This window comes from Brevibacterium siliguriense, assembly GCF_900105315.1.
GTDB lineage: Bacteria > Actinomycetota > Actinomycetes > Actinomycetales > Brevibacteriaceae > Brevibacterium > Brevibacterium siliguriense.
This window is the reverse complement of the sequence record NZ_LT629766.1, coordinates 1,999,099-2,015,188: the sequence shown is the minus strand read 5'-3', so window position 1 is coordinate 2,015,188 and position 16,090 is coordinate 1,999,099. Positions and strand designations below refer to the sequence as shown.

Genomic DNA, 16,090 nt, shown 5'->3' with positions numbered 1-16,090 from the left:
CCGCTCATTCCACAGTGATGCCGAGTTCGGAGGCGAAGAGGTCGGCGAAGAGCATGAGCTGGGTATCGTCGATGGTCGCTCCGCGCAATGAGTGCACACCAGAGATTCTGTGCGGTTCCAGTCCCCGGATATCGACATTGCCGAGAGTGGCACCTTCGCATTGGAAGACTCCTACGCTGCTTCCCGGAAATGCGACCCGGCTGACCTTCGCACGGTCGAGGTCGATCTCGTCGATCTTGCAGTCGCGGAACTCGACGTCGATGAGCTTCGACTCACGCAGGTTGAGGTAGGAGATGCGGCAGTTGATGAATCGCACCTTCTCCCACACGCTGTCATAGACGACGCCGGCCCCGATCCGGGTTCCAGAGATATCGGTGTGCAACATGCTTCCCCGGGGCATGCTCCAGGTGTCGGCGCGGCAGTCCGTGATCTCCGTGCCCGAGATCCTGGCTCCGTTGAGGTCAGTCGGAGCCTCGACGTCACCGAAATTGACGTTTGACCATCGGCAGTCGAGGAATGTCGCTTGGGTGGCGTCCGTCTCGGCGAGGTTGAGGTCGGTGAACTCCATGCCCTCGAGGAATTCCTCTGGACCGATATCGCCGAGGTAACCCCCAACCAGATCGCCGACGTTGAGTTTCGGTGGGCGCGGGGCTGAAGTCACCATGCGTCCACCTTAACTGCTGCTGGTGACACGGCTGCCCTGCCCAACCGTGTTCGTCCCCACTAGACTGCAGGCATGAAACCACTGACAACGATCCTGTCATTGCCCGTCGCCGACCCGCAGGCCACCGCGAACTTCTACGCCGATGGACTCGGACTCGAAACCGACGGAGTGGAAGATGGCATCGTCGCCTTCGAACTGCCCAATCTGTCGATCTTCTTCATCACCGCAGACGAATACGGCCAGTACCTCGAGCTCTCAGGCCGACCCGGTTCGAAGAACCCTGTCCCGGGCGCCAGCATCATCTCCTGTGCGTTCGCCACCCGAGCCGAGATCGACGAGGTGCTCGACCGTGCTGCCTCCGCCGGCGGATCAGCAGATGGAGGCCAGGACGTCGATGGATCGTACATGGGCTACTTCGCTGACCTCGACGGCTACATCTGGGAACTCGTCGCCAATGAGCAGACCGCCAAGGCCGCAGCAGCGGCCGAATAAGTTCGTAACTGACGGTCGGTCTCCGAGGTCGTTCGCGTGCTATGAACCCAAAGTCGTCCGCGATTCAGTGTCGGTAGGAAGCTGAGGTGTCCGCCATAGCCGCCTTCGGAACATCGATGAATCCCAGTCTCTTCACTGCTGAGGCGTAGACGACATATTCCTTGAGAAGTGCAGCAGGCACCGTCACCGTGACCAACAGCTGCGGTACCGACGGTGAAGCACCCGTGGCGAAATCGAGGAGCCAGAAGATCCCCGCAACAGTTGAGAAGACGACGACCGATTCGACCGCCTCTTTGAGGTGATGGCTTCGCAGCGTTGACAAAGATTTCGGCGCCTCGGATAACTCAACCACGCTCGTCTCACCGCCCTGACTGCTGCTGTTAATCGACTAGCTCACTTGTCGTCACAGTAGCGCAGAACGGCGCAGAATTGAATCACTTCCGCAGTTCAGCGAGCCAGTCAGGAGCACCTTCCCCAAACTACCGAGGCCGCCCTGTCCCTCACATCCGCTGGTTGCGAGCACTTTCGTAGATGCAGACTCCGGCGGCGGTGCCGAGGTTGAGGCTCTCGGCCGAGCCGTAGATCGGGACGGCCACGGACGAATCGCACAGCTCCAGATCCTCGGCGCTCATCCCCCACGCCTCATTGCCGAAGACCCACGCAGTTCGTGCAGTGAGGTCGAGACCGGTGTCCCACGGGTGGTGCAGATCGTGGGCTTCATCGTTCGCGTCGGCGGCAAGCACCTGCAGGCCGCGGGCACGGGCCAGTTCGGTCACCTCGGAGAGCCCGACTCCGGTGACGACGGGAATGTGGAAGAGCGAGCCGGCGGTCGAACGCACGACCTTGTCGTTGTAGACATCCACCGACGATGAGGTCAGCACCACGGCATCGGCCCCTGCGGCATCGGCCAGGCGAATGATCGTGCCGGCGTTGCCCGGATCGCGCACTTGCGATAGGACGACCACGAGCTGCGCTTCCTTGTCGAGCACGGAGGTCAGCTGCACATCGAGGGTCGTGCACACGGCCACGACGCCTTGTGAGTTCACGGTCGATGCGAGCTCGGTGAGCACCTCGGGGGTGACGATGCTGCACTGCATGCGACCGTGCTTTGCCGCGGAGACGAACGAGGGATGCTCCTCGGCGGCCTCCTCTGTAATGAAGAGCTCGACGACGGAGCCATTGCGCGCCAGGGCCTCACGGACGGCCTGCGGACCCTCGACGAGGAACTGCCCCGTGGCCTTGCGATCACGGCGCTTGAGCAGCTTCACGGCGTTCTTGATCCGCTTCGACTGAGGTGAGGAGATGACGTCAGGGAGTTTCATGAAACCGTATTCTCGATCCGTTGAATGCTGAAGTGGAAGAGGTGCGAAGTGAAGACGCGGAAGCTGAGCTGAGAGCAAGGCGAGTCCTGGTCAAAAGACCGACGGCCCCGAACCTGCAGTTCGGGGCCGTCGTCGATCACCGTGGCGATCGGTCAGTCACCGTGGTGACCGAATATTCAGAGTGACGCTGCTCAGGCGGCGTCGGTCTTCGCTGCGTTGACGTCAGCAGGAAGAGCTTCCTTGGCGACCTTGACCAGGTGCGCGAAGGTGGCCGAGTCGTTCACGGCGAGCTCGGCGAGCATGCGACGGTCGACCTCGACTCCAGCGGCCTTGAGGCCCTGGATGAAACGGTTGTAGGTCATACCGTTGGCGCGGGCACCGGCGTTGATGCGCTGGATCCAGAGACGACGGAAGTCGCCCTTGCGCTTGCGACGGTCACGGTAGCTGTAGACCAGCGAGTGGATGACCTGTTCCTTGGCCTTGCGGTACAGGCGCGAGCGCTGTCCGCGGTAGCCGCTTGCCCGGTCGAGGATGACCCGGCGCTTCTTGTGAGCGTTGACCGCTCTCTTCACACGTGCCACGTGTTACTCCTTTAGAAAGTTCGTATCTGCCGGCAGTGCCGGACTCTGGTTCAAGCTGTGGGAGCCGCTTTCGACTGCCCGTGGGAGATCCCGGAGACTGTCCGGGAAAGAAAGACCCGAAAGGGGTCTCACCTGCCCTTGAGCTTGCCCAGAAGCTTGCGGGCCATGGCGCGGTCGCCGCCGGTGATCTCCTGGTCGGTGGACACGCGGCGCTTACGAGCCGAGGACTTGCCCTCGAACTTGTGCTGGTTGTTCACGCCTTCACGCATGATCTTGCCACTGCCAGTCACGCGCATGCGCTTCTTGGCGCTGCTGTTCGTCTTCTGCTTCGGCATAGTGCCGTTCTCCTTTGCAATTCGTTGCCTGCGTCAACCGCTGGCAACTACTTCACACGCACAGACCAGGACAGACCTGGAACGCGACGTACTTAATTTCTCACGCGTCCGGGCGAGCTGAGTTCTTCTCTGCAGCAACCCGATCGCGACGGGACTTCACCTCAGCAGACTTGCCCTTGGCACCAGCCGATGCCTTCCGGGCCTCCGCCTTGGCGTCAGACTTTGACTTGTGCGGGGCGATGACCATCACCATATTGCGTCCGTCGACTCGCGGTGAGGATTCGACGGAGCCGAGGTCGGACACATCTTCGGCCAAGCGGTTGAGCAGCTTGATGCCCATCTCGGGGCGGGACTGCTCACGTCCGCGGAACATGATCATGACCTTGACCTTGTCGCCGCCTTCGAGGAAGCGGGTGACGTGGCCCTTCTTCGTCTCGTAATCGTGTTCGTCGATCTTGAGACGGAAGCGGATCTCCTTCAGCGCAGTGTTCGCCTGGTTCTTCCGGGCTTCTCTGGCCTTCTGGGCAGATTCATATTTGAATTTTCCGTAGTCCATGAGCTTGGCTACGGGTGGCTTCGCCTGCGGGGCTACCTCGACGAGGTCGAGGCCAGCTTCACCGGCGAGATCGAGTGCCTTGCGAATGGCAACGATACCGACCTGTTCACCATTGGGTCCGACCAACCGGACCTCGGGAACCCGAATCCGGTCATTGATGCGCGTCTCGCTGATGTGTTCACTCCTTTTTGCTCCAATGTGGTCGTGACAACGAAAAAGGCTCCCGTTGACACATGCCAAGGGAGCCTGCACACACGAGCAGTACGGTCAACGTACGTTCAGTGAATACACCTCGATCTACACCCGATCAGACTATGTCTGATGGACAGATCTTCGGACCCGATCGCTCTTCGCGATCAAGGTGGGAGACAGACTCCGCTTCGCACCAGCTACCAGTGTACTACGCTTCATGACTCTTCGCACATCGAGGGCCTGCTGTGATCGTCGCGTTGATTTATATGTCAAGCTTATGGCATGAGTTCTGAAGAATCTGTACCCGCCGAGGCGATCGCCGACGTTACGCGCGACATCGCCGAGGTCCCTGCTGTCGAGGTCATCACCTCCAGCGCCGTCCACCTCATGTCCGCCGCCGCCGTCAAGTGCGGCCTGGCCGAGGACACCGCCGAAGGCCGCGGCGCCGACCTCAAGGACCTCGACGAGGCCCGCAAGCTCATCACCGCACTGGCCGGCTTCGTCACCGGTGCCGCCACCGTCATCGGCGACCACCATGCCCGCCCGCTGCGCGATGGACTGCGCAGCCTGCAGCTGGCATTCCGCGAGGCTTCGGAGATTCCCGACGCCCCCGGCGAAGGCCCCGGAGAGAAGTTCACCGGCCCCGTCCGCTGACTCTCCCCCACTGACCGTTCAGGCCGCGGCCCTCGATCAACGATCGAGGGCCGTTGTCGTATTCACATTCGCCGAGGCGGCCGACGCCGTCCGCGCCGATGTTCACCGAGTCACGCGCCGAGGCGACCGATCACTCCGGACATGAGTTCGTCTTCTAGGCGCTCGAATCCGGGCCCGAACTGGCCGAACCGCAGACCGTTGATCAGCCCGACGACCGCAACCCAGATGGTCACGGTGTCCAAGATCACGTGATCGTCATACTCAAGGCCGAGTTCCGCAAGCCCGTCCCGCAGAGGCTGCAGCGCGGCTCCCCCACCCGGCTGCCCCTGACCGCTCGTCGGACTCGTCGCCGCTGCCTCCCTCGACTCCACGCGATCTCCGGGCCCCGCCTCGGTGCCGGTCGTCGACTCCGCCACCAAGGATGCCAAGGCGACCATGATCCGCGTTCCCGGCACCACGGTCTCCTCTCGGGGAGCTTCATAACCGGCGATCGGAGTGCCGTAGATGAGCGCCCACCGATTCGGATGACCCTGCGACCATGTAAGCATCGCCAGCGCCAGAGTCTCGATGCTGCGATGACCGGCCAGAGCCTCATCGACGGCATCGGCGATCTGTGTGAAGGCGTCGCGGATGAGGATCGTCAGCAGTTCATCGCGGCTCTTCACGTATCGGTACACCGCGCTGGAGACAACCCCGAGCTCACGGGCGATCGCCCGCAGCGACAGCCCGTCGACGCCGCCCTCGTCGACCATGCGATTGCCGATGGCCGTGATCTGCGCTTCCGTCTCGATGCGGGCGCGCTGCCGCGGGGTCTCAGTCATGGCTTCACCCTACGCTCCGAGAGCACCGCAGACAACAGTGAGCACCGCTCTTGAATTGTCGACCGTCGAGGCCTACGCTGATCCGAGAGAGCACTGCTCTCGTTTATTGTTCGGAGGCATCGGAAGGGATCCGTTATGAAAGCAGCACTCGTCATCGGCAGTGGTCAGATCGGTTCGGAGATCGCGGCTCAGCTCATCGCGTCAGGCACAGATGTCCGCATCGCCACCCGCTCCGGCGGAGGTTCATCCATTACCTCGGCCGGCGCAGCCAATGCGCACGCCCCATCGGAAACGTCGTCAACGACTGGTATGACGACAGTCAGCACGCCGACCCACCTCAAGGCCGATGCGAGTGATCGCGCCCAATTGACTGAAGCCGCGGCGGGAGTCGAAGCGATCTTCGCCTGCGCCCACGCACCCTATGACAGTCGGATATGGGAGCAGATCCTCCCCCGCCTCGATGCGGCGATTCTCGACACCGCGGCCGAAATCGGCATTCCCGTCGTCTTCCCGGAGTCGGTCTACGCCTTCGCGGGACTGCACACCCCGATCACCGAAACCTCACCATTCGCTCCGGTGGAGGACAAGGGTCACATCCGACAGCAGCTCATCGAGGCCCGTGACGCTCACTCAGCGACTGGTGCGAGCGTCATCGCCGGGGACCTGCTCGGCAGAACCGCAGAGAAATGGTCGTCGGTCGTGCGCATGTGCATCACCGAACCGATCTCCGCCGGGCGCCGGGCCATGGTGCCGGCACGGACTGATGTCCCTCACGGCATCACTGTCATCGCCGATCATGCAGCCGCCATGATCCGGGTGGCAGAGGATCTGAAAGGCGTCCCCGCGGGGACCCATCAGCTGCGGATCGCACCGGCATCAAATCCGACACTGGCCGAGATCGCCGACTTCACAGCGGACACTCTTGGGCAGAAACACAAGCGTCCGCTCTCGGTCCCACGTTGGGCGACCCGGGCCATCGGTGCGTTCGAACGCTCATTCTACGAACTCAACCAGCTGGCGCCGATCTGGTACGAACCCTGCGTGATCACCCCGGGAGACCTTGCCGCGGAGGTCGGCACCACCGACTGGCGTGCGGGAGTCACACAGATGCTTCGGGCGGAGACGCCTGAGATTCCCGCACAGCAACCTCGGTGATAGGGGCCAGCCTCACAGTCGGATCCCGTTGCCCGGGCCCAGTGGCAGGTCGAAGAGGAACCAGATGCCCAACAGCACGGCCCAGGCCAACCAGAACGGGATGACGAACGGGAACATTCGGGAGATCACCGTGCCCAGCCCGGCATTCGGCTCATAACGGCGGACGAGGCCGAGCAGCACGATCATGTAGGGGTTGAGCGGTGTGATCACCTGAGTGGCCGAGTCACCGACACGGAACCCGGCCTGAATGAACGCCGGTTCATAGCCGAGCAGAGCGAAGAGCGGGACGAACACGGCGGCCATGAGCGTCCACATCGATGATCCGGACACGATGAACAGGTTGAGCACGCTGGCCAGGAGCATGAACCCGATGACCGCGGCGAACCCGGTCAGACCAATCGCCTCGAGCCCCGATGCACCGGCGACGGCGATCCACGAGCCGATCCCCGTCCAATTGAACAGGGCGATGAACTGGCCGAGGATGAACGCGAGAATGAGGAAGGACATCATGTCGATGATCGACTGGCTCATCATCTTCACCAGGTCGTTCATCGACCGCACGGTGCGCACGACGAAGCCGTAGACGACGCCCATGAGCATGAAGTAGGCGAAGACGATGAACACGATCGACGACAGCAGCGGGGACTCCGGGAGGAATCCGCCGTTCTCGTTTCGCCAGGGCGACGCGGGGAGCAGGAATGCGAAGAGGAAGGCCGCGGTGAGGATAAGCGCCGCCACGACCGACCAGATCAGTCCGCGTTTCTCCTCCGGCTCGAGTTCGGCCTTGATCTCGGTGGCATCGCCGTCGTCGGAGCCATCTGACTTCGCCGAGGCATCCCCGTAGGGGCTGTCGGGAGCTTGGTATTCCTTAGCCAGCCCACTCGCCGAGGCGCTCGCGTATTCGCGAGGCACCCCTTTGCGCACCATGTTCGGTTCGATGAGCCGGTCGATGATGAATCCGGCGATGATCGCCAGCACGATCGATGAGGCGATGTTGAAGTAGTAGTTCGATACCGGGTTGACCGCGGTGTAGTCGGTGTTCGGCAGGGTCTCCATCACCGAGGTGGTGATGCCGGCGAACAGCGCATCGAGGCTCGTGGGGACGATCGACGTCGAATAGCCGGCACCGGTGGCGGCGAACCCGCCGATGAGACCCGCCATCGGATGTCGGCCGGCAGCCTTGAACACGAGTGCGGCCAGAGGCGGGATGATGACGAAGGCCGAGTCGGCCATGATCGACCCGACCACCCCGACGAAGCCCACGGCATAGGGCAGCAGCCACTTGGGGCTCTTGCCGAAGGCGATCCGCACGGCCGCGGCGAGCATTCCCGACTTCTCGGCGACACCGACGGCGAGCAGAATCGGCAGCACCGTGGCCAGGGGCGGGAATCCGATGTAGTTGTCGCCCATCGTCGTGGTCAGCCACGCCAGGCCCTCCCCGGTGAACAGGCCCTTGATAGCGATCGTCTCGTCGCCGCCGGGAATGGCCACGGTGACATCGGCCATGGCCATCGCCGTGGAGACGAGACCGGTGATGATGAACAGCCCGAGGAACAGCGTGAACGGTTCGGGCAGCTTGTTTCCGATGCGTTCGATCCAGTCCAGCATGCGCTGGCCGAAACCGACTTTCCCATCTGTCGTCGTCGACATGAGCGGTCCTTCTCTTCGATGGCGCGGGTCTGGGTGCGGCGGAACGATCTCAGTCGAAGAAGTGCTCGACGTCGATCGCTCCCCCGTCGCGGGCGAATTCTTCGGTCACCTCGGCGGCGAGGGCATCGTCGACGAGGAAATCCAGGGCGGTGCACGCAAGACCGTAGGCCCCGTCGTAGGCCGCGGATTCGGCGGCGTGGGACTTCGCGGCTGCGGCGAACTCACGAGTATGCAGGGCCACCTCGGCGTCGGCGGTCTTGATGAGCGGATGGATGCCGGGAATCCGGTAGGAGACATTGCCGAAGTCCGTGGACGCAGCGATCGATTCGTCGAGGACACCGGCGGGAAGCGGGTGACGGCCGCGGGTCTGTTCATGTTCGGCCCAGCGGGCGGTCAGCGCCGAATTCGTACGCACGGGCAGCGAGGGCGGGTGTTCGTCCCAGTCGACAGTGACCCCGGTTCCGGACATGAGCGCGGCACCCTTCGCCGCGTCCTCGACCCGGTCGGAGAGCTCCTTGAGCGTCTCGGGGAACTTCGAGCGGACGTAGCACTGCACAGTGGCGGATTCGGTGATGATCGACGGCCGCGTTCCACCGTCGGTGATGACCGCGTGCAGGCGGGAGATCGGCGGCATCTGCTGCCGCAGCAGGCCGAGCCCCTGGTAGAAGAGATTCGCCGCGTCGAGGGCGTTGCGCCCCATGAAGGGCTGCGCCGAAGCGTGAGCGGCGATCCCTGAGTATGTGACCTTCAGCAGGCGGCGGCCCAACCACACCTGGTCGGAGCAGTCGTAGCCGTAACCGTGAACCATGATGGCCGCGTCGAGACCATCGAAGGCACCGGCCCGGGCCATGACTTCCTTGCCCGAATGACCCTCCTCCGCGGGAGTGCCGAGCAGAACGACGGTGCCGGGCACTGCTTCGGGGTCTTTTTCGTACAAGGCGTGGAGGGAGAGGAAAGCACCGACTCCGGCGGTGGCGATGATGTTGTGCCCGCAGGCGTGCCCGATCTCGGGCAGGGCATCGTATTCGGCGAGGATCGCAATCCTGCGACCGTGACCGGATCCCGTCGTCGCCCGCAGAGTGGTCTCCACCCCGAAGAGGCCCGTCTCGACGTCGATTCCCTGCTTCTTGAGCACCGAGGCGATTGCGGCGACCGAATCGAACTCCTCGAAGGCGGTCTCGGCCAAGTCATGGATGGTGTGGAGCAGGTCCGTCAGGTCCCCCTGAGCTGCGTCCAATCCGGCGGCTATGCCGGAGCGGCTCGACTCCGGGGTCCCGGTGAAGTCGGAGACCCACTCGGCGGCCTGGGCGGCCCGTGCCCGGGTCTGCCGAGCCATCTCGTCAAGATAGCTGTCGTCCGGTGCGGTCGAGTGGCCGAGGTCACGGATTTCGCTCATGGTTCACAAGCATAAAGGCCGCGCCGATCTGACACGCCCGGAACAGTCAGACTTCGACGAGGCGGATGGCCAGCGAGTCGATCCTCGCCACGAGGTCCTCGTCACCGGCGACGGCTTCCTGGAACCGGCGCACCTCCTCCGTTGGCACCTCGGGCTCGACTCCGAGGGTGATGCCGAGCTCCGGTCCGCCGAGGTGGACCCTGTTGCTGCCGGGGCTCACCCCGATTCGAGCCAACCAAGGGAAGGACTCGGCGATGGCACCCAGTCGCTGAGCCACCTCGGCGTCGGCCCAGGACGGAGTCCAGGGCTGGGACTGCACGAACGCGAACATGGCCGGGCGGCGCAGCAGGAACGAGGACTCGGCTCCGGGGTCGAGGACGACGAGCTGGGACTCGGCCTCGATCGCGCCGAGCACGAGCCTTTCGGACTCAATCGGCACGGGACGAGCATCGGAATGCCACGCAGTCAGCGGTGGGATTCCGGAGAATCCCGGAGTGCACTCACGTCCGTCCTCGGCCTGCAGGCGAACCATCGCCATCTCCGAGGAGTTGTCGGCCATCAGCCCGTTCTCCCCGACCTCCTGGTCGAGAACCATCGGCACGATCGGGGCATAGAGCCTGGCCCCGGACAGGGCCGTGAGGACCTGCTGGTGTGCGGCCGGATCCAGGGGCGCCTGAGCGACCTGGGTCAGGGCCTCCATCAGGGCCGCATCCGCCAGCCCGGTGTCCCCGGAGAACGGGTTGGGTTTGAGATCCCGGCCCTCCCACGCCTGTCCGGCGGAATCCGTCGGGACCTGGGCACCGCCTGACTGGTCAGCGGACGCGGCGGGCCGGGCCTCATCCGGTTCGTGTGGTTGGTGCGGCCCGTGCGAGTGGATGCTCACAAACTCACCGTCCTGCGACGTCGAGGGCTTCTTCCAGAGTGAACTTTCCGGCGTAGAGCGCCTTCCCCACGATCGCCGAGTCGACACCGAAGGGCACGAGCTCGCGGAGGGCGCGCAGGTCATCGAGGCTCGAGACGCCGCCGGAGGCGACGATCGGCGAGTCGGTCTTCTGTGCGAGGTCCTTGAGCAATTCGACATTGGGTCCCTGCAGGGTGCCATCCTTGCGCACATCGGTGACGACATAGCGCGAGCAGCCGGCGGCTTCGAGGGTGGCGAGGACTTCGTAGAGATCGCCGCCGTCCTTGGTCCAGCCGCGGGCCGCCAGGGTGGTTCCGCGCACGTCGAGTCCGATGGCGACCTGGTCGCCGAAGCGGGAGATCATCTCGGCGGTCCATTCGGGATTTTCAAGTGCGGCAGTGCCGATGTTGACGCGTTCGGCTCCGGTGTCGAGCGCGCGTTCGAGGCTTTCGGTGTCGCGGATTCCGCCGGAGAGTTCGACTTTGATCCCCACGGCCTTGACGACCTGGTTGAGCAGGTCGGAGTTCGATCCGCGTCCGAAGGCGGCGTCGAGGTCGACGAGGTGGATCCATTCGGCTCCGCGGTTCTCGAAGTCCTGGGCGGCATCGATGGGTGAGCCGTAGTCGGTTTCGGTTCCGGCTTCGCCCTGGACGAGGCGGACGGCCTTGCCGTCGGCGACGTCGACGGCGGGGAGGAGGACCAGCTTGTTCGAACTGTCTGTCATTGTGACCTTTCTGCCAGGGTGCCACGGGGTTTGCGGGCAACCATAGTCGGTGTGCTCGGTCAGGAGCTGAGTGAGTCTGTGGGGTTGGTGCCGGAGCTGCCGGTGCTGCCCGGGCTGCTGTCGGCGGAGAACGAGGCGAGCCAATTGCGCAGCAACTTGGCGCCCGCCTCGGAGGATTTCTCGGGATGGAACTGTGCTGCCCAGGTGGTGCCGTCTTCGACGGCGGCGATGAAGTCGCCGCCGTGACGGGCGGTGGTCACCGACGTGTTCGTCGGCGGCTCGGTCGCGGCGTAGGAATGGACGAAGTAGAAGCGTTCATCTCCGATGCCGGCGAACATGGCCGAGTCTGCGGGAGCGTTGACCGTCGACCACCCCATATGCGGGATGACCGGGGCCTCGAGGCCGGTGACGGCTCCGGGCCACAGTCCGATGCCCTCGGTCTTCACCCCGTGTTCGACACCACGGGCGAAGAACACCTGCAGGCCGACGCAGATGCCGAGCAGCGGTCGGCCCTGATCGTGGCGGGCTCGGATGAGATCGACTCCCCCGACGTTCTCCAGTCCGGCCATCACGGCCGAAAAGGCGCCGACGCCGGGAACCAGCAATCCGTCGGAGTCATTGATGACGTCATGGTCGGCGGTGAGCGTGACCTCGGCGCCGGCTGCAGCGACCGCACGCACGGCGGAGCGGACGTTGCCGGCTCCGTAGTCGAGGACAGCGACCGTCGTCATCGTTTCGCCCCCTTGCTCAGCACCGACCAGATTCTCCACAGGGAGAATCCGAGGACGACGGCGCCGAGTGCGGCGACGACCCACGCGACGGTGTTCCCACCCAGCGCCAGCGCGATGCCGAAGGCGGTGACGAGTCCGGCGAGAACGGCGGCGATGATCCACAGCAGTGCCGTGCGTGCCATGGCGGCCCGCCCCGGGCTCATTGTGGCGGCGCTGGCCTGCAGCTTCGTCATCGAATCGGTTCTGATGCTGCCTTCGACATCGTCGGCGGCAACGGTTTCGAGCAGCAGACCTTCGAGCACATCGGGCAGGTTCTTCAGCGCCAGTCCGGCCGGCACATCGGATTCGCGGGCGCCGTGGCTGTAGTGGCCGGCGTCGATCTGCTCTTCGCTGCGCACGAGCAGGAGCACCTCGTGCTTGCCGGCGAGCTTCGAGATCGCGGCGGCCGCCTCGTTGCCGGCTTTGACGTCGGTGTCAGCGAGGACGATTCCGCTGAACTCGCCGATCGGCACGATGGTGCCGGAGATGTTCGACAGTACGCAGGCGGCGGCCAGCTGCTGGGCGACCCCGAAAGGGGTCACGATGACAGTGGTGCTCACAGGACTCCCTTGGTGCTGGGAACGGAGTTGCTGCGCGGGTCGGTTTCGACGGCTTCGCGCAGCGCTCGGGCGAAGGCCTTGAACTCGGCTTCGACGATGTGGTGCGGGTCGCGGCCCCGGATGAGGTCGAGGTGGACGGTCAGACCGGCGTTGAAGGCGATGGATTCCAGCGAGTGGGAGGTCATCGAACCGGTGAAGTGACCGCCGATGAGGTGGTACTGCTGGCCTTCGGGTTCGCCTTCGTGGACGAAGTAGGGGCGGCCGGAGACGTCGACAACGCACCGAGCCAGGGCTTCGTCCAGGGGCACGGCGGCGAATCCGTAGCGGCGGATTCCGACCTTGTCGCCGAGCGCTTCCCGCAGCGTCTGGCCGAGCACGATCGAGGTGTCTTCGACGGTATGGTGGACGTCGATGTGAGTGTCGCCGGTGGCGGTGATGTCGAGATCGATCATCGAGTGCTTCGACAGGGCGGTGAGCATGTGGTCGAAGAACGGCACGCCCGTCGAGATGGTCGAGGTGCCGGTGCCGTCGAGGTCGACGGACACGGACACCGTGGACTCGGACGTGGTGCGTGAGTTCTGGGCCTGCCTCATGGAGTGCCTTTCGTCGGGGCGGCTGAGGACGGGGTGGGAGACTGCGGACGGTCGAAGAGGATGTCCGGGTCTTCGGCGAGGATCTCGTCGATGGCGGTCAGGAACGCTTCGGTCTCCTCCTCGGTTCCGGCGTTGACACGGGCGTGGCCGGTGATGCCGATATCGCGGATGAGCACTCCGCGGTCGAGGAGTTTCTGCCACAGATCTGCCGGTGAGGCGATATTGCCGAAGAGGACGAAGTTCGAATCGCTGTCGTGGACGGTGAAGCCCGCCTCGGCGAGGTGGCCGGCCATCCGATTGCGTGAGTCGATGAGCCGGTCGACGTTGCCCAGCAGCAGCTCAGCGTGTTCGAGCGCCGTGCAGGCCAGCACCTGGGTGACCTCGGACAGGTGGTAGGGCAGTCGGACGAGGCGGAGGACATCGATGAGCTCGGGTGCGGCGATGGCATAGCCCAAGCGCAGTCCGGCGCAGGCGAAGGCCTTGCTCATGGTGCGGGAGACGACGAGGCGGGGCCGGCCCTCGAGCAGTGTCATCGCCGAGGTTTTGGCGGGGCGGGAGAACTCCGCATACGCCTCGTCGACGATGACGATTCCCGAACAGTTGTCGTAGGCGGCTTCGATGACGTCGAGGCCGATCGACGTACCGGTCGGATTGTTCGGAGTGCACAGGAAGACGATGTCCGGATTCACCCGAGCCACCTCGGCGGCGACCGTCTCCGCGGCGAGAGTGAAGTCGTCCTTGCGTTCGACGTGCTGCCATTCGGCACCCGTACCTGTGGTGATGAGCGGGTGCATCGAATACGAGGGGGTGAAGCCTAAGACGGTGCGGCCCGGCCCACCGAAGGCCTGAACTATATGGCTGAGCACTTCGTTCGAGCCGTTGGCGGCCCAGATCATGGAGGGGTCGAGTTCGACGGAGTCTCCGGCGCGTTCGTTCACACCGTCCAGATAGGTGACGAGGTGTTCGCGCAGTGCGGTGAATTCGCGATCGGGATATCGATTGAGACCGGCGAAGTGATCGTCGACGGCTGCGCGCATGCTGTCGACGACGACGTCCGGAAGCGGATAGGCGTTCTCGTTGACGTTGAGCTGGACCGGCACATTGAGGTGCGGTGCCCCGTACGGCTTGAGGCCGACGAGGTCTGAACGCACAGGCAGAGAGTCGATGTTTCCCACGGCGATCATTCTACCGAGAGGCCCCCGCCGCCCGGGCGGCGGGTCGGGCATCGAGATCCGCTGGTCGGCTCACCCGATCGGATGGGTCAGCACGCTGCCAGTCGGGCCGGCATCCTGCCGGTCGAGCAGGTTCCGACCTCAGCGGACGGGGACGTCGAGAGTTTGGCCGGGGTGAACCGTCGGGGTGTCCAGGTGGTTGATCTCGACGATATCGGCAATGACATCGCGGGTGTCGCGGTCGATGCCGAGGTTCGACGCCACGGTCCACAGCGATTCGCCCTCACCGACGACGACCGCCTCGGCGTCGATGCCGATGCTCTCCGTCTCCGATTCGGCGACGGCAGCGGCCGAGAACGACTGGGTGGCGAGGAGGACCGCTCCGCCGATGACGACGAGAGCGACGAGCAGGGTCCGGAGAAGGCGCACAGCCTGGCGTCCACGAGGGGTCAGGTGCAGCTCGGTGTTCTGTGCAGACATCGCATTACCTCTTTCATTCGTACGATTCCACCAGCAATTGGTAGAACGTCTGTTCTATTCAACATGCCAATCGAACAAATGTCCAGTCCAACTCGAACATCTATGCGACAATGGGAGGGAACCAGCGTTGTTGATTGATCTGTCAGAACCATCTCAGTCGGCACTGACACGAGAATTTCCGTAGCGGAGATCACGGCGTTCAGCGGCAGGGAATAGAACGAAGGGGAACGAGCAATGGTTCAGAACAAACGAGGCAGAGGCAGGCCTCGCAACGAAGATGTTGCCAGCGAGATCGCTGCCGCTCGCACCGATGACGACGTCGTCCAGATCCCTGAGGGGTCATCCGGTGAGGGCGACTTCCGCCTCACTCCCCGTCAGCGTCTCGTGCTTGAGACCATCGAACGTGCCGTCGTCACCAACGGCTACCCGCCGAGCATGCGCGAGATCGGCAAGGCCGCCGGGTTAGCCTCCCTCTCCAGCGTCGCCCATCAGCTCTCCCAGCTCGAACGCCTCGGCTATGTCCGCCGCGACCCGAAGCGTCCGCGTGCCATCGAAGTGGTCAATCCGTTCGAAGAGGAAGAGGCCGAACGCGCGAAGTACGAGGAGCTGGCCAACAACACCGTGCAGGTGCCGGTCGTCGGACGCATCGCCGCCGGCGGCCCGATCCTGGCCGAGCAGGAAGTCGACGATGTCTTCTCCCTGCCGACCCAGGTCGTCGGCTCCGGTGAGATGTTCCTGCTCAAGGTCGTCGGCGATTCGATGATCGAAGCCGCCATCTGCCACGACGACTGGGTGGTCGTGCGCAAGCAGCACACCGCTGACAATGGTCAGATCGTCGCCGCCCTGCTCGACGGTGAGGCCACGGTGAAGACGCTCAAGCGCAAGGCAGGCCAGCAGTGGCTGATGCCGCAGAACGAGAACTACGAACCCATCGACGGCACCTACGCGCAGATCATGGGCCTCGTCGTCGCCGTCATCCGCCGCCTCTGATCCTCGGCCGGCGCGCAACGGAGGCCTGAGCCGCCTCGTTTCCGCGCACGTCGGAGGCCCGAGCCATTGGATGTGGCGAAAA

Annotated in this window: 20 protein-coding genes; 4 read left to right on the top strand and 16 right to left on the bottom strand. The window is 64.2% G+C overall.

Going from position 1 to position 16,090, the window contains the following annotated elements; all coding sequences use genetic code 11:
- Positions 1-4 precede the first annotated feature (4 nt).
- A complete protein-coding gene (locus BLU88_RS08940; RefSeq protein ID WP_092012648.1) occupies positions 5-664 on the bottom strand; it encodes a pentapeptide repeat-containing protein in 660 nt (219 codons plus the stop codon).
- Positions 665-736: 72 nt separating this feature from the next.
- On the opposite strand from BLU88_RS08940, the gene BLU88_RS08935 reads away from it, so the two are divergent.
- Positions 737-1,156, top strand: coding sequence for a VOC family protein (locus BLU88_RS08935; RefSeq protein WP_092012645.1), 420 nt, complete (start codon positions 737-739; stop codon positions 1,154-1,156).
- Between the two features lie 64 nt (positions 1,157-1,220).
- Here the strand turns inward: BLU88_RS08935 and BLU88_RS08930 are convergent, their stop codons facing one another.
- From BLU88_RS08930 to infC, 5 genes are all read right to left on the bottom strand, one after another.
- A complete protein-coding gene (locus BLU88_RS08930) occupies positions 1,221-1,478 on the bottom strand; it encodes a hypothetical protein (RefSeq protein WP_092012642.1) in 258 nt (85 codons plus the stop codon).
- A gap of 178 nt (positions 1,479-1,656) precedes the next feature.
- Positions 1,657-2,478, bottom strand: coding sequence for a TrmH family RNA methyltransferase (locus BLU88_RS08925; RefSeq protein ID WP_092012639.1), 822 nt, complete (start codon positions 2,476-2,478; stop codon positions 1,657-1,659).
- 191 nt (positions 2,479-2,669) lie between these two features.
- The gene (gene rplT, locus BLU88_RS08920; RefSeq protein ID WP_039206669.1) at positions 2,670-3,059 is read right to left on the bottom strand and encodes a 50S ribosomal protein L20; all 390 of its coding nucleotides are present in this window, start codon (positions 3,057-3,059) and stop codon (positions 2,670-2,672) included.
- A 128-nt stretch (positions 3,060-3,187) separates the two neighbouring features.
- Positions 3,188-3,394, bottom strand: coding sequence for a 50S ribosomal protein L35 (rpmI, locus tag BLU88_RS08915; RefSeq protein WP_062244103.1), 207 nt, complete (start codon positions 3,392-3,394; stop codon positions 3,188-3,190).
- Between the two features lie 100 nt (positions 3,395-3,494).
- Entirely contained in the window at positions 3,495-4,076 is a 582-nt protein-coding gene (gene infC / locus BLU88_RS08910; protein WP_062861917.1) for a translation initiation factor IF-3, read from the bottom strand.
- Positions 4,077-4,424: 348 nt separating this feature from the next.
- On the opposite strand from infC, the gene BLU88_RS08905 reads away from it, so the two are divergent.
- Positions 4,425-4,796, top strand: coding sequence for a DUF1844 domain-containing protein (locus tag BLU88_RS08905; RefSeq protein ID WP_092012633.1), 372 nt, complete (start codon positions 4,425-4,427; stop codon positions 4,794-4,796).
- A 110-nt stretch (positions 4,797-4,906) separates the two neighbouring features.
- Here BLU88_RS08905 and BLU88_RS08900 read toward each other — a convergent pair whose 3' ends face one another.
- Positions 4,907-5,617: a TetR/AcrR family transcriptional regulator gene (locus tag BLU88_RS08900; protein WP_092012630.1), complete on the bottom strand. Its 711-nt coding sequence runs from the start codon at positions 5,615-5,617 to the stop codon at positions 4,907-4,909.
- Between the two features lie 135 nt (positions 5,618-5,752).
- Between BLU88_RS08900 and BLU88_RS08895 the strand changes: the two genes are divergently transcribed.
- Complete coding sequence (locus tag BLU88_RS08895) at positions 5,753-6,772, top strand: NAD-dependent epimerase/dehydratase family protein (RefSeq protein WP_092012627.1); 1,020 nt, start codon at positions 5,753-5,755, stop codon at positions 6,770-6,772.
- A gap of 12 nt (positions 6,773-6,784) precedes the next feature.
- Here BLU88_RS08895 and BLU88_RS08890 read toward each other — a convergent pair whose 3' ends face one another.
- The 9 genes from BLU88_RS08890 to BLU88_RS08850 form a co-directional block, all read right to left on the bottom strand.
- Complete coding sequence (locus BLU88_RS08890) at positions 6,785-8,422, bottom strand: AbgT family transporter (protein ID WP_092012624.1); 1,638 nt, start codon at positions 8,420-8,422, stop codon at positions 6,785-6,787.
- 49 nt (positions 8,423-8,471) lie between these two features.
- Positions 8,472-9,818, bottom strand: a complete 1,347-nt coding sequence (locus BLU88_RS08885) for an amidohydrolase (RefSeq protein ID WP_092012621.1) — start codon at positions 9,816-9,818, stop codon at positions 8,472-8,474.
- 46 nt (positions 9,819-9,864) lie between these two features.
- Entirely contained in the window at positions 9,865-10,701 is an 837-nt protein-coding gene (locus BLU88_RS08880) for an SseB family protein (RefSeq protein ID WP_231939697.1), read from the bottom strand.
- Between the two features lie 4 nt (positions 10,702-10,705).
- A complete protein-coding gene (priA, locus tag BLU88_RS08875) occupies positions 10,706-11,443 on the bottom strand; it encodes a bifunctional 1-(5-phosphoribosyl)-5-((5-phosphoribosylamino)methylideneamino)imidazole-4-carboxamide isomerase/phosphoribosylanthranilate isomerase PriA (protein WP_039206660.1) in 738 nt (245 codons plus the stop codon).
- 59 nt (positions 11,444-11,502) lie between these two features.
- Positions 11,503-12,174 carry an imidazole glycerol phosphate synthase subunit HisH gene (gene hisH / locus BLU88_RS08870; protein ID WP_092012618.1) on the bottom strand — a complete coding sequence of 224 codons (672 nt, stop codon included), beginning with the start codon at positions 12,172-12,174 and terminating at the stop codon, positions 11,503-11,505.
- The gene (locus BLU88_RS08865; protein ID WP_092012615.1) at positions 12,171-12,773 is read right to left on the bottom strand and encodes a hypothetical protein; all 603 of its coding nucleotides are present in this window, start codon (positions 12,771-12,773) and stop codon (positions 12,171-12,173) included. Before BLU88_RS08865 ends, hisH begins: the two co-directional genes overlap by 4 nt.
- Positions 12,770-13,366 carry an imidazoleglycerol-phosphate dehydratase HisB gene (gene hisB, locus BLU88_RS08860; RefSeq protein WP_092012612.1) on the bottom strand — a complete coding sequence of 199 codons (597 nt, stop codon included), beginning with the start codon at positions 13,364-13,366 and terminating at the stop codon, positions 12,770-12,772. The genes BLU88_RS08865 and hisB overlap by 4 nt, the downstream gene beginning before the upstream one ends.
- Positions 13,363-14,541 carry a histidinol-phosphate transaminase gene (locus BLU88_RS08855; protein ID WP_231939696.1) on the bottom strand — a complete coding sequence of 393 codons (1,179 nt, stop codon included), beginning with the start codon at positions 14,539-14,541 and terminating at the stop codon, positions 13,363-13,365. Before BLU88_RS08855 ends, hisB begins: the two co-directional genes overlap by 4 nt.
- Before the next feature lie 138 nt (positions 14,542-14,679).
- The gene (locus BLU88_RS08850) at positions 14,680-15,018 is read right to left on the bottom strand and encodes a LysM peptidoglycan-binding domain-containing protein (RefSeq protein ID WP_092012606.1); all 339 of its coding nucleotides are present in this window, start codon (positions 15,016-15,018) and stop codon (positions 14,680-14,682) included.
- A 234-nt stretch (positions 15,019-15,252) separates the two neighbouring features.
- On the opposite strand from BLU88_RS08850, the gene lexA reads away from it, so the two are divergent.
- Positions 15,253-16,008 carry a transcriptional repressor LexA gene (lexA, locus tag BLU88_RS08845; RefSeq protein WP_092012603.1) on the top strand — a complete coding sequence of 252 codons (756 nt, stop codon included), beginning with the start codon at positions 15,253-15,255 and terminating at the stop codon, positions 16,006-16,008.
- Positions 16,009-16,090: the final 82 nt, after the last annotated feature.

Coding starts and splice junctions, on each gene's coding strand:
- BLU88_RS08940 (WP_092012648.1), bottom strand. CDS start 664: ATGGTGACTTCAGCCCCGCGCCCACCGAAACTCAACGTCGGCGATCTG.
- BLU88_RS08935 (WP_092012645.1), top strand. CDS start 737: ATGAAACCACTGACAACGATCCTGTCATTGCCCGTCGCCGACCCGCAG.
- BLU88_RS08925 (WP_092012639.1), bottom strand. CDS start 2,478: ATGAAACTCCCTGACGTCATCTCCTCACCTCAGTCGAAGCGGATCAAG.
- rpmI (WP_062244103.1), bottom strand. CDS start 3,394: ATGCCGAAGCAGAAGACGAACAGCAGCGCCAAGAAGCGCATGCGCGTG.
- BLU88_RS08905 (WP_092012633.1), top strand. CDS start 4,425: ATGAGTTCTGAAGAATCTGTACCCGCCGAGGCGATCGCCGACGTTACG.
- BLU88_RS08900 (WP_092012630.1), bottom strand. CDS start 5,617: ATGACTGAGACCCCGCGGCAGCGCGCCCGCATCGAGACGGAAGCGCAG.
- BLU88_RS08895 (WP_092012627.1), top strand. CDS start 5,753: ATGAAAGCAGCACTCGTCATCGGCAGTGGTCAGATCGGTTCGGAGATC.
- BLU88_RS08890 (WP_092012624.1), bottom strand. CDS start 8,422: ATGTCGACGACGACAGATGGGAAAGTCGGTTTCGGCCAGCGCATGCTG.
- BLU88_RS08885 (WP_092012621.1), bottom strand. CDS start 9,818: ATGAGCGAAATCCGTGACCTCGGCCACTCGACCGCACCGGACGACAGC.
- priA (WP_039206660.1), bottom strand. CDS start 11,443: ATGACAGACAGTTCGAACAAGCTGGTCCTCCTCCCCGCCGTCGACGTC.
- hisH (WP_092012618.1), bottom strand. CDS start 12,174: ATGACGACGGTCGCTGTCCTCGACTACGGAGCCGGCAACGTCCGCTCC.
- hisB (WP_092012612.1), bottom strand. CDS start 13,366: ATGAGGCAGGCCCAGAACTCACGCACCACGTCCGAGTCCACGGTGTCC.
- BLU88_RS08850 (WP_092012606.1), bottom strand. CDS start 15,018: ATGTCTGCACAGAACACCGAGCTGCACCTGACCCCTCGTGGACGCCAG.
- lexA (WP_092012603.1), top strand. CDS start 15,253: ATGGTTCAGAACAAACGAGGCAGAGGCAGGCCTCGCAACGAAGATGTT.